Raw genomic sequence first — 12,196 nt, 5'->3', positions numbered from 1 at the left:
ATTATAATTTTACCCGCTAGTTTTTTACCCGGTTCAGTCCCATCATTTTCAACATCCAGTCGGGCAAAGGTTTTTGATGTTTTCTTTTTTGAATATCAAGGAACCAGCCTATTTTTTTCAGTATCGGGAGTTTGTGCGTTTCCACCATTTCTATTAGCGTGCCATCAGGATCTTCCACATAAGCAAATCGTCCTGCTGCTGATTCCATACCAAATGAGGACTCGCTGTCTACCGTAAAAGGATATCCCTGCGCCTGAACTTTTGTTTTTAAAGTGGCCAGATCCAGCGCATCGAAGCACAAATGAATATAGCCGCAATCGCCCCAGAAACGGTTTTCAAAAAGTTTTTTAGGTTCACGGTCTAATGCCTGTAACAATTCAATCTGGATATTTCCTAAAAGACGGCTGAAAGCGCCTTCGGGAGTAAAGTTTTTACGAAGCAAAACACGGCGGAAACGTTGGCCTGAAACAGTGGTCTGCAAATCATCAAAAACGCCGGTTTTGTCATAAACCACTTCCAGGTTTTGGATCAGAGTCTGATAGAATAAAATCGATTTGTGAATGTCTGAAACTCCCATAACAACCCCGGCTACGCCACCAACCGGTTTTCCTGTATTTTGAAACCAGGAAGTATCACTGGTGATCTGAAAAATATTGCCATAAGGGTCTTTTCCCCAGAAACCTTCTCCTTCCGGTAGTGTTACCAGTGGCCCAACGGCTTCTTTTGATTGTGATTTTACCCATTCATGCGCTTTTTTCACATCCGGTGCTTTAAAGCGAATCGCATTAATTCCTAAATCTCCCAGTTCAAGTTTGAAATTGGCAGGCTGCGAAACACGGCTGGTAAATGACCAGATTTCAAGTCCGCCACCTCCTGCCAGATTTAATGCCAATGCTGCATGTCGCTGATGCACAGCACCTCCTGTATATGGAGTCATCAATGGAGCTTCTGCTTTGTCGTCAAAAACAGGCACGTCAAAACCCAAAATACGGCGATACCATAGCCAGGCTTCCGGTACATTTTGAACACCAAGACCAACTTGCTGAATTCCGGAAATAAGTGCAGCATTCATGAAAGGAAAATATTTTTTTGTTATGGTAGAATAGATATGAGCAAAAGACTTTTTCTTGTGCGGACAAAGAAACCGCAATTTTACAAAATAAACAGGAAGTTAAATGGCAAAACCAAATAATTGATTGGAGCACGCAACTTTGAATAGAATTTTTTCCGTAGAGTGATGCGGAGTGCCTGCTTTTTTAAGAACAAATGATATACATTGAATTTAAAAAATGACGTTTCAAATAATAGGGAACTAACCCACCCATTCGCTGTTTGAAAAGAATGACCTTAACTCCTGACAAATATGATTTCACTGGTCCTGGTTTTTTTGACACATATTGTTAATCCGGTTTCTACGGGTTTTACGAAGCAGCAGAAGATTGAAACTACTCAAAATACCACGTCTGAAAAAACAAAATTTATCGTTTTTTCGGGTTCTGATTGGTGTAAAGGTTGTATTCAGTTTAAAAAGAAGGTACTGAGTGATCCTGCATTTGAAACATTTGCGAAAGAAAATCTGGATATTGTGGTTGCTGACTTTCCTCAAAGAACAAAACTTCCCAAAGATGTTGTTGAGCAAAACGAAGCCCTGGCAGAAAAATATAATCCCAAAGGTGTTTTCCCCAATCTGGTACTTATTTCTTCGGATGGATCTCAGTCAGAAATTATTGAATATGCAAACCAGACGCCACAGGAATTTGTAAGCGAATTGAAAAATCATTTGCAACGCTTAAATGATTGAGTTCCGGCTGGTCGAAAAGTTGATGGGTTCGGCCTTTGAACTGATCATTGTTGATGATGATAAATTAAAAGCGGAAGAACTTTTGCAGGAAGGGAGAGACGAAATCAAACGTTTGGAAAGGTTGCTTACCGAATTTGATGAATCATCTTTTACTTCTCAGCTTAATAAAAATGCAGGAATTAGACCTGTGCAAGTTGATACTGAAGTTTATGAACTGATCAAACGATGCGTCAACATTTCAAACCTGACGCAACGTGCTTTTGATATTACTGTCGGACCGTTAAAAAAGTTGTATAATTTTAAGAATGAGCAATTTGTCTATCCTGAAAAACACGCAGTAAAAAAGGCAGCTTCTTTTGTAGGCTCACAGCATATTTCTTTTTTGGGCGATAATTTTATTTTTCTAAAAAAGAAAGGAATGCACATAGGTTTTGCAGCAGTCGGAAAGGGTTATGCTGCCGATAAAGTGAAACAATTATGGCTCGCAAAGGGCGTGCAAAATGGCGTGATCAATGCAAGCGGAGATTTAACGGTGATTGGCAAGAAATCAGAAGAGAGACTATGGCAGATTGGTATTGCCAATCCGGATGCGCGCAATGAAGTTTTGTGTTACTTACCGGTTGAAAATGCTTCCGTTGCTACTTCCGGAGATTATGAGCAGTTTTTTATGCACAAGGGAAAACGATTTTCGCATAATATTGATCCCAGAACAGGAAAGCCTGTGAGCGGTATCAAAAGCGTGACCGTGATTAGTCCGGGTGCTGAGTTATGTGATGCGCTTGCAACTGCTGTTTATGTGATGGGTGTTGATATTGGTTTGCATTTCATCAACCAGCTTCCACAAACACATTGCCTGATTATTAATGACCAAAATGAAGTGTTTCCCTCACGAAACCTTAACTTTAAAAATGCGGAAGAATAAACTATATATTTTTATTTCAGGTATCGTGCTGATCTTTATTGGATTCAGCTGCAAACCTGTAAAACCCTATCAGCGCGTATACCTGAACGATCCGGAAATGCAGATGGGAGGCAATTCCGGGAAAAAATTTGAGGAATACGTGGAAAGTATCCGGGAGGGCGATACACCGGCTGCGGGTACAAAATCGAGTGGCGGCTGCGGATGTAATTAGCGTATTATGAAAAGAAAATTTTTACTGGCAGGGTTACTTAGTATATTTTTATTTAAGGCGAAGGCACAGACTGCTGATAGTGCCTATCAAAAAAGTACGATCTCAAAAACCGATATTGAAGTTGTTTATTCGCATTATATTCAGAATGGGCATAACTCGGCGGTTACTGGTGGAATAGGTACTGAGAAAATGACTGTTTATTCTCCGTCTGTGCGCATTGCTCATACTTTCAAAGAATTTAACACGATCCGGTTTGTCGGCGGTGCAGATGTAATCAGTTCTGCATCAGTGGATAATATTGATTTTGTCATGTCGTCCGCATCAAGAAGAGACACGCGGTCTTACGGTACACTGAATTACCAGCGGCAGTTGAAAAAAAAGGATATCAGACTGGGGATCGGTTCCGGTTTTTCAATCGAATCAGATTATATGTCCATTCCGTTTTTTGCTTCGGCGGACTACGTTAATCCTTCAAAAACCAGAACTTTTTCTATTGATTTACAGGCATATTTTGATGATCTAAGATGGGGAAGACTTGATCCGGATTATTATCATGCGGTAAAATTAATTTATCCCGTTGAGCTCCGGTATAAAAAGTGGTTTGACAATTACCGCCGGGATTCTTATAATGTCAAACTCGGTTTTACCCAAAGCATAAATCCTCGGCTTGTACTCGGTATTTTTCCTGAATTTGCTTATCAAAAAGGATTACTTTCAACTTCTTTTCACCGGGTATATTTCAACAATGATTCGTTGAAAGTTGAAAACCTGCCGGGTGATCGTTTTAAATTTCCGGTTAGCCTGCGACTGAATTATTTCATGGGCAGCCGCACAATTCTGAAATTAAATTATGGTTTTTATTGGGATAGTTTTGATATACTCGGTAATAGTATTGAGCTTGAAGCGGCTGTGAAACTTTCTCACCAATGGACCATCGCATCGTTTTTCAGATATTACAAACAGTCTGGTTCTGATTATTTCAAGCCTTACAAACAACATAATATCGCAGAGAAATATTACACATCAGATTATGATCTGTCATCTTTCCAAACATACAAGCCGGGCATAAATCTGAGATTTCTTCCTTCTCAATATTTAACCAGGAGAATTTCCTTTGATGAATTAAATTTGCGATATACATATTTCCATCGTTCTAATGGCCTGAATGCACATATTATTACTTTGGCGCTTAAATTTGGAAGAGAAAAAAGGTCTTTCAGGGATATGGAGTAACTTTTAGAAAAAGTCATTAATATACAAATCAGTAATATTTTGACTTTCAACCCAATATTTCATACCTTAAAGCAAGATTTTCAAAATAATATATTAATTTTTTTAAATTTTCACGCATCCATTAAGTGCCCATCATCGTATATTTGATGAGCATTGTATTTTTATTGAATTATTAGAATGACTCAGTCCGTAGTTTTAGCACCCATTACCGAAAGTTTACCAGAGTTTATAAATTCCGGGCAGTATTCAAAAGTAATTGTAATAGCAGATAACAATACCAGAAAGTACTGTTATTCATTGATTAAGCCTCTTTTAGGGAAACACAAACTTGTAACTGTGCCCGGCGGAGAAAAACACAAAGTGCTGGCAACATGCGAAACCATTTGGGAATCCATGACAGCCTCAGAACTTGACAGACACTCGTTAGTGATCAATATCGGTGGTGGTGTGATAGGGGATATGGGGGGATTTTGTGCGGCAGTTTACAAGCGTGGAATAGATTTTATACAGGTGCCGACGACTTTGCTTTCACAGGTGGATGCGAGTGTGGGTGGAAAACTGGGAATTGATTTTCAGGGATTTAAAAATCATTTAGGTGTTTTTAATATTCCAAAAAGTGTATTGATTGATCCGTTTTTTTTAAAAACTTTACCGGAAAGAGAAATACGTTCGGGCTTTGCAGAGATAATTAAACATTGCCTGATTGCGGATGCAGATAAATGGAAAGTAATACGTCAGAATGATTTTGAAGAACAAAACTGGGCCGATCTTATCGCACATTCGGTTAAGATCAAACAGGAAATTGTAAATCAGGATCCGACGGAAAAAGGATTAAGGAAGATTTTGAATTTCGGACATACGCTTGGGCACGCAGTTGAAACGTATTTCCTTGGAAAAAGTGAGAATGAAAGATTATACCACGGCGAAGCAATTGCAGTTGGTATGGTCATGGAAAGTTACCTTTCCTATAAAAAAGGTCTTATTGATCATAAAACCTTGATTGATATTGAGGAATTTATCTTTGCTACTTACGGCAGAGTTGTGATTAAGGAGGCAGATGTTGAAGCAATTATTGCATTGACACGACAAGACAAAAAGAACAGAGGAAACGAGATTCGTTTTTCTCTTCTGGAAGGAGCAGGGAAATGTGGGTATGACATCGTGGTTTCCGTTTCAGAAATGCGTAAAGCAGTAGCTTATTACATGGGGTAGATCTGGTGACAGGACGGCATAAGCTATTGATTAGTGGGTTTTCAATTTTAGAGTAAATAATATCTATTCATAACCTGACAAATTAATTGCTTATGCTGAAGTCTATTAAACCTTATGCCGCTTTATTAGTGATATTGATATTAGCGGGTTGTTCGGGTGGTCGTAAAGTATTTGTTGAACACGACTACAGTTATGAAACAAACTTTAAAGATTACTCTTCCTATACATTTCTGGAATGTGAGCGGGATACTAACAATCTTTGTACAGAGATTTACGAGGCTATTCGTCGCCAGATGCAGGTAAGGGGCTACAAGCTTACCGCCGAAAAACCCACTTTGTTAGTGAATTATGGTATTTTCTATGATAACCTTCGGTATCAGGGTTATATGCAGCCGGTCATTAAAAACTGGGTAGATACTGAAAATGATGGTTTCCGGTATGAGCCAATAAAATATGCCCTCGACAAAGGAACATTGATCGTTTCTTTAATTGATGCGGAAAGCGATCAGGTTGTTTGGAGAGGTTATGCGTCGGGTATTTTCAAAGGTGTTGAAAACTCAAATAATCATTACCGGAGTGTTGTAAGAAGGATTTTTGATCAATATCCGCTTTTTGCAAAAGGATATGATCCTAGAAGATATAGCGAGGCTGTCGGAAGATAGCTGATAGCAACGAAAAATAAATAAGCCCACCAGAATCTCTGACGGGCTTATTTGTTTTATCTTAATTTCAATGTTGCCAGTGTCATAATAGCTAGAATGATACCGACGATCCAGAAGCGTGTTACGATTTTTGCTTCATGTATACCTTTTTTCTGGTAATGATGATGAAGCGGCGACATGAGTAAAATCCGCCTGCCTTCTCCAAATTTTCTTTTGGTATACTTAAAATAGCTGACTTGCATGATTACAGATATATTCTCGGCAAGAAATATACCGCATGCAATCGGAATCATTAATTCTTTTCTGATGGCAAGTGCCAAAACTGCAATAACACCTCCAAGCATCAAACTCCCGGTATCGCCCATAAAAACCTGCGCAGGATAGGCATTATACCAGAGAAATCCGACACAAGCCCCGACAAAAGCAGCACAGAAAATTACAAGCTCACCAGAATTCGGGATATACATGATATTCAGATACTGAGAGAAACGTGTATTTCCTGACAGATATGCTAAAACCCCAAATGTAAGTGCAATAATCCCTGAAACACCAGCCGCAAGACCGTCAATTCCATCTGTAATATTGGCTCCGTTGGAAACGGCGGTGATGATGAAAATGGCTATTATCGTGTAGATCACCCAGGTATATTCTTCCGGAAGCCAGCCGAAAAGTAAAGTCCGGTAGTCAAATTCATTGTTTTTTGAAAAAGGAAGCGTTGTTACCATCGGATGGACAACATCCCGGTAACGCTGCACTTCGCCAAGTGAAGAGCTCAATAATGGCTGGTCGTAAATACGGATTTTAACATGGTCGTTGAAAGAAAGAGTCAATCCGACAATCAGGCCAAGTCCAACCTGGCCGACAATTTTAAATCTTCCGTGGAGACCTTCCTTATTATTTTTGAATTTTTTAAGATAATCATCAACAAACCCAATCATACCAGTCCATACTGCTGTTATGATCAACAAAACAATGTAAACATTGGAAAGTTTGGCAAACAATAATACCGGAATCAGGAGCGAAGCGAGGATAATAAATCCACCCATGGTTGGCGTTCCTGTTTTTTCCATTTGTCCTTCCAGACCCAGATCTCGGATAGATTCGCCAACCTGCTGTCTGCGCAGAAAGTTGATAATCCATTTTCCGTAGGTTGCCGCAATAAAAAGCGATAGTACCGTTGCTCCAAGGGCACGGAAAGAAATATATTGAAATACGCCGGCTCCGGGTATGTTAAATTGCTTGTCTAGGTAGTCGAATAGGTAATAGAGCATGTAAAATCTTGATTAGCACTTGCAAAGTTGCCTTTTTCTTGCAGACTACGCAATGGAGGCCTGTATTTTTATTCTTTTTAGGAATGAAACTTTAAAAATGCTTCTTTTAATACCAGCCTGTCGTCAAAATCATGTTTCACACCACGGATATCCTGATAAGTTTCATGACCTTTTCCGGCAATCAAAATGATATCTTCCGGATTTGATTCCGCTACGGCTTTGAAAATCGCTTCATGACGGTCGGGGATAACAGATGTATTTTTATATTTCAAAGGCGGCACGCCTTTCAGCATCTGATCCAAAATATCCTGTGGATCTTCGTAACGCGGATTGTCAGAAGTAAGAATTACCCTTGTGCTTAAATTGCAGGCAATTTCAGCCATTTTTGGCCTTTTCTCAGCATCACGATTTCCGCCGCAGCCGACAATTGTAATTACCTGCTCATTTCCATGACGTAAATGTGCAATTGTTTGAAGTACGTTTTCCAAAGCATCCGGCGTATGGGCATAATCCACAATACCAACAATATTATCGGCAGAATGGATTTGTTCAAATCTTCCCGGAGGACTGTTAAGATTCGAAAGTGCAGTTAAAACTTCTTCCGGCATTTCGCCCAACGCCAGTGCCGCACCATAAACAGAAAGCAGATTGTATGCATTAAACCGGCCAATTACCCGAAACCATACTTCCTGATTGTTGATCTCCATATGCATCCCGGTCAGCGTATCGGAAAGGATTTTTCCGTGATAAGTTGCCACAGTTTGCAATGAATAAGTTTCAATCCGTGCTTTGGTATTCTGAACCATCACAGAACCACGGCGGTCGTCAATGTTTACAAGGGCAAAAGCATTTTTCGGTAACTGATCAAAAAATCCTTTTTTGGCTTTAATGTAATTATCAAAAGTTTTATGAAAGTCCAGGTGATCGTGGGTTATATTGGTAAATATCCCGCCGGCAAATTTCAAACCAGTAATCCTGTGCTGCGCCACGGAATGCGAACTAACCTCCATAAAAACATGTGAGCAGCCTTTTTCCAGCATTAATGCCAGCAGCTCATTAAGCGCAACGGCATCTGGTGTGGTATGCGTGGAAGGGATAACTTCGTCTTCAATCTGGTTTTGAACCGTCGATAATAACCCGCAACGGTATCCCAAAGCGCGAAAAAGCTGGAAAAGAAAGGTAGCGACCGAGGTCTTTCCATTCGTACCGGTAACCCCTACAAGTGTTACTTTCTTTGAAGGCTGATCGTAAAAAGAAGCAGCCACATATCCCATCGCCTCGGCCGAATCAATTACCTGAATATAAGAAACTCCTTTACGTAATGTTTTTGGTAGTTCTTCACAAAGAATTGCAACCGCGCCTAAATCGGCCGCTGTGTCCATAAACTGATGCCCATCTACCTGCGTGCCTCTTAATGCAACAAATAAACTCCCCGGCAGGACGCGACGCGAGTCGATTATAATTTTATTGACAACAACATTTTCAGATCCGTGGATTACTACATCTGCAATCCCATCTACTATACTATGAATTGATTTTTGAATACTTTCCATAAATGGATTTTACTGTAATGTTAACAGGATCGTTTTAAGTCCGCTTTTATTATTGCCAGGCGGAAGTGACTGCTCCACTACCTTCCCGGAGCCCTTAAAGGTGACCCGGAACCCTTTATTTTCCAAAATATATAACGCATCCCGCATCGCCATTCCCTGCAAATCGGGGATGTCCTTTGATTCAATATTTTGGGACTTCCATTTTGCCTTATTTCTCGCGATCACCGAACCTGCTGTATATTCCTGAGCATCTTCCGGCAACGCGGCAAGCTTCAATTCTTCACCAATTACCTTTAAATCAGAAGTCCGGCCAGCCCATCTTACGAGTTTATCCTCACCGCTTGTAGTGTCTTTCTGGGTTTTCTGGATGCTGACATCATGGGCATAAATCCTGTCGGCAACTTCTTTGAAAACCGGCGCAGCCACACTCCCCGCATAAAGCTGATAATTTTCTTTGGCACCACGCGGCGTATCAATGATTACAATACAGCTATATTTTGGCTTGTTAGCTGGAAAATAACCCGCGAAAGAGGTATAATATTTCCCGGCGGTGTGAATCCCATTGATCAATTTCTGAGCAGTTCCCGTTTTGCCGGCTATTCTGTAAAGGTCTGTTTTGATGTTTTTTGCAGAACCATGTTCAACCACCCCTTCCAGCATAATCTTTATTTTGCGTAAAGTTTCGGGAGAACAAATTGGCTTTTCTGATACGTAAGGCAGAATTTTATCTTCGACCTTTTCTGCACTCCGGATTTCTCTTACCACCATCGGCCTAACCCAATAGCCATCATTAGCAACGGCATTGTACATGGCAAGCGTTTGAAGAGGTGTCATCCGCATTTCATATCCGTATGACATAAAAGTCAGCGAATAATTATTCCACTGCTTTGAAGAGCGGTTTTTAATGTAAGGAGGATTTTCTCCTTTCATATGAATCCCCGTCGGTTCAGTCAGGTGGAATTGTTTCAGGTAACCCAGATATTTATCAGGTTTTGAGAAAAAATAACGCTGCATCAGCAAATGAACACCAATATTGGATGATTTTTCAAAAACCTGTGCAGCTGTTAAAATACCATGTCCGCCTCGTTTTGAATCATTAATGGAAAGTCCTCTGAAACGAATAGAGCCCGCACCGGTATTGACCGTGACTTTGTTCGGATCCATTTTGGTTTCTTCCAAAAGCGCCATCATGGTGGGCAGCTTGAAAGTGGAACCCGGATCTGTACTTCCGGCCAAAGCGTAATTAAAAACTTCTTCGTATTTATTGTCAGGGCGTTTTGTCAGATTAGCCATCGCACGGATTTCGCCGGTTGCCACTTCCATCACAATCACGCAGCCAAAATCCGCCTGCGCTTCGGTTAATTTCCGTCTTAGCGCAATTTCTGCCATATCCTGAAAAGTCATATCCAGCGTTGTATAAACGTCTTTACCCGTTTCAGGCTGAATATTCAAATTGTCGCCCACAGGAATTTTTATTCCGCCTTCCACCAGTTCCACCCAGTTTATCCCGTCTTTTCCTTCCAGTTTTTGGTCAAAACTTGCTTCAATTCCAATATATCCACGGCCGCTTTTAGGATCCGTTCCGCCAATGGTACGGTCGGCCATTGGACTAAAAGGTTTGTAGCGTTTATAAATCATTTCAAACTTTCCTCCCCCACCCTTTTTTGCGCGGGTGAAGAATGGCCATTCCTTTACTTTTTCCCTTTCAAGATAGCCGATTTCCTTATTTTTTAATCTTAAATATCGTTTGTTTTTACTTTTTCTGTATCGGATAATTTTATCCCGGTAGCCATCAAAAGTATTTTCACCAAAATTCTTTACTAGCAGCCTTGCCAGCTGATCAACGTTATCATAAAAATATGTTGAGTCAGCCACTTTGGTGTCAAATCCAACATAATAATAAGGCAGCGACGTGGCCAGCAAACTTCCGTCACTCGAAAAAATACTTCCCCGCATGGCCGGAATTGTATCCAGTTTCAGGTCATTTTTTTCTGCATACTCCGCCCAGGTTTTCCCTTTAAATTTGGCATAATACTGAACCTGAATCAGTTTCCCGAAAACCATGATGGCAAAAACAATCAGAAACAGGGCTACTATACGAGCCCGGTAAATCAGTGCTTTTTTATTATTCTGGCCGCTGTCTATATCGCTTTTCATACCGGATGTTACAATGATGGAATGAAGTGTTATTCTTTTCTGATAATAATTTTCTTTGGCGGATTGAGGTTTTCTTCCAGTCCATCCGGCTTTACTTTTTCAATCACTACGGATTGTTTTCCACTTTTTTCGTATTCAGCCTGGATTGAAGTGTATTCTGCGCGTAAGTCTTCAACTTCTTTTTTTAGTTTGATACTGCTTCTGACATACTCCTCAGATTGAAAACCGATTCTTTCATAAATTACTAAAAGGATCACAATCCATCCAAAATAATAGAAATATTTGACCGGAACGCGCTCTTCTTTTCCGGGCAACTTATCTCCAAAAACTTTATCCAGGGGAAAAAATTTGTTCAACCAGTTGAACAAACTATATTCTCTGCGCGGTTTAGGCGGTTTTTCCGGTGTCGGTTTAGGTCTTCTTTTATTTTCAGCCATGTTTTTTACAACATTATGTGTTATCAAAAATCATTTGTCAAAATCCGTTTTCAGCATGGTTATGTCACCCCGTTGGGGTTAAAACCCGCTCAGGGCAATGTCTTTCTATAATACTGTCATCCCTTCGGGATTTGAATATCCGCTCAGGCCGATGTCTTTTTACAATACTGTCATCCCTTCGGGATTTGAAAATCCGCTCAGGGCAATGTCTTTTCTATAATACTGTCATCCCTTCGGGATTTGAATATCCGCTCAGGCCGATGTCTTTCTATAATACTGTCATCCCTTCGGGATTTGAAAATCCGCTCAGGCCGATGTCTTTCTACAATACTGTCATCCCTTCGGGATTTGAATATCCGCTCAGGCCGATGTCTTTCTACAATACTGTCATCCCTTCGGGATTTAAATATCCGCTCGGGCCAATGTCTTTTCTATAATACTGTCATCCCATCGGGATTTGAAAATCCGCTCGGGCCGATGTCTTTTCTATAATACTGTCATCGCTTCGGGATTTGAATATCCGCTCAGGCCGATGTCTTTTTACAATACTGTCATCCCTTTTGGATTTGAATATCCGCTCAGGCCGATGCCTTTTCTATAATACTGTCACCCCTTCGGGATTTGAATATCCGTTCAGGCCGATGTCTTTTCTATAATACTGTCATCGCTTCGGGATTTGAATATCCGCTCAGGCCGATGTCTTTTTACAATACTGTCATCCCTTTTGGATTTGAATA

12 protein-coding genes are annotated in these 12,196 nt (G+C 40.4%); 7 read left to right on the top strand and 5 right to left on the bottom strand.

The window, feature by feature from the left end; translation table 11 throughout:
* Positions 1–16: 16 nt before the first annotated feature.
* Positions 17–1,072, bottom strand: coding sequence for a VOC family protein (locus LXL81_RS27135; RefSeq protein ID WP_234650863.1), 1,056 nt, complete (start codon positions 1,070–1,072; stop codon positions 17–19).
* A 291-nt stretch (positions 1,073–1,363) separates the two neighbouring features.
* Between LXL81_RS27135 and LXL81_RS27130 the strand changes: the two genes are divergently transcribed.
* The 6 genes from LXL81_RS27130 (at position 1,364) to LXL81_RS27105 (ending at position 6,041) form a co-directional block, all read left to right on the top strand.
* Positions 1,364–1,801 (top strand): thioredoxin family protein, encoded by a 438-nt coding sequence (locus tag LXL81_RS27130; protein WP_234650861.1) that lies wholly within the window; start codon positions 1,364–1,366, stop codon positions 1,799–1,801.
* On the top strand, positions 1,794–2,723 hold the full coding sequence (locus LXL81_RS27125) for an FAD:protein FMN transferase (protein ID WP_234650859.1): 930 nt from the start codon (positions 1,794–1,796) through the stop codon (positions 2,721–2,723). Before LXL81_RS27130 ends, LXL81_RS27125 begins: the two co-directional genes overlap by 8 nt.
* Positions 2,710–2,934 (top strand): DUF4266 domain-containing protein, encoded by a 225-nt coding sequence (locus LXL81_RS27120; protein ID WP_234650856.1) that lies wholly within the window; start codon positions 2,710–2,712, stop codon positions 2,932–2,934. The genes LXL81_RS27125 and LXL81_RS27120 overlap by 14 nt, the downstream gene beginning before the upstream one ends.
* A 6-nt stretch (positions 2,935–2,940) precedes the next feature.
* A complete protein-coding gene (locus LXL81_RS27115; protein WP_234650855.1) occupies positions 2,941–4,167 on the top strand; it encodes a DUF3570 domain-containing protein in 1,227 nt (408 codons plus the stop codon).
* A gap of 177 nt (positions 4,168–4,344) precedes the next feature.
* Entirely contained in the window at positions 4,345–5,379 is a 1,035-nt protein-coding gene (gene aroB / locus LXL81_RS27110) for a 3-dehydroquinate synthase (RefSeq protein ID WP_234650853.1), read from the top strand.
* Between the two features lie 86 nt (positions 5,380–5,465).
* Positions 5,466–6,041, top strand: coding sequence for a DUF4136 domain-containing protein (locus LXL81_RS27105; RefSeq protein ID WP_234650851.1), 576 nt, complete (start codon positions 5,466–5,468; stop codon positions 6,039–6,041).
* 56 nt (positions 6,042–6,097) lie between these two features.
* On the opposite strand, the gene mraY is transcribed toward LXL81_RS27105, so the two are convergent.
* From mraY to LXL81_RS27085, 4 genes are all read right to left on the bottom strand, one after another.
* The gene (gene mraY / locus LXL81_RS27100; RefSeq protein ID WP_234650849.1) at positions 6,098–7,312 is read right to left on the bottom strand and encodes a phospho-N-acetylmuramoyl-pentapeptide-transferase; all 1,215 of its coding nucleotides are present in this window, start codon (positions 7,310–7,312) and stop codon (positions 6,098–6,100) included.
* 77 nt (positions 7,313–7,389) lie between these two features.
* Positions 7,390–8,865: a UDP-N-acetylmuramoyl-L-alanyl-D-glutamate--2,6-diaminopimelate ligase gene (locus LXL81_RS27095; RefSeq protein ID WP_234650847.1), complete on the bottom strand. Its 1,476-nt coding sequence runs from the start codon at positions 8,863–8,865 to the stop codon at positions 7,390–7,392.
* Between the two features lie 9 nt (positions 8,866–8,874).
* Positions 8,875–11,022: a penicillin-binding protein gene (locus LXL81_RS27090; RefSeq protein ID WP_234650845.1), complete on the bottom strand. Its 2,148-nt coding sequence runs from the start codon at positions 11,020–11,022 to the stop codon at positions 8,875–8,877.
* Positions 11,023–11,051: 29 nt separating this feature from the next.
* Entirely contained in the window at positions 11,052–11,459 is a 408-nt protein-coding gene (locus tag LXL81_RS27085; RefSeq protein ID WP_234650842.1) for an FtsL-like putative cell division protein, read from the bottom strand.
* Positions 11,460–11,644: 185 nt separating this feature from the next.
* Between LXL81_RS27085 and LXL81_RS27080 the strand changes: the two genes are divergently transcribed.
* Positions 11,645–11,896 carry a hypothetical protein gene (locus LXL81_RS27080; RefSeq protein WP_234650840.1) on the top strand — a complete coding sequence of 84 codons (252 nt, stop codon included), beginning with the start codon at positions 11,645–11,647 and terminating at the stop codon, positions 11,894–11,896.
* Positions 11,897–12,196: the final 300 nt, after the last annotated feature.

This window comes from Dyadobacter sp. CY356 (genome assembly GCF_021440195.1).
Classification (GTDB): Bacteria; Bacteroidota; Bacteroidia; order Cytophagales; family Spirosomataceae; genus Dyadobacter.
Note: the sequence above shows the minus strand (reverse complement) of the source record. Positions and strands in the feature narration are given on the sequence as shown.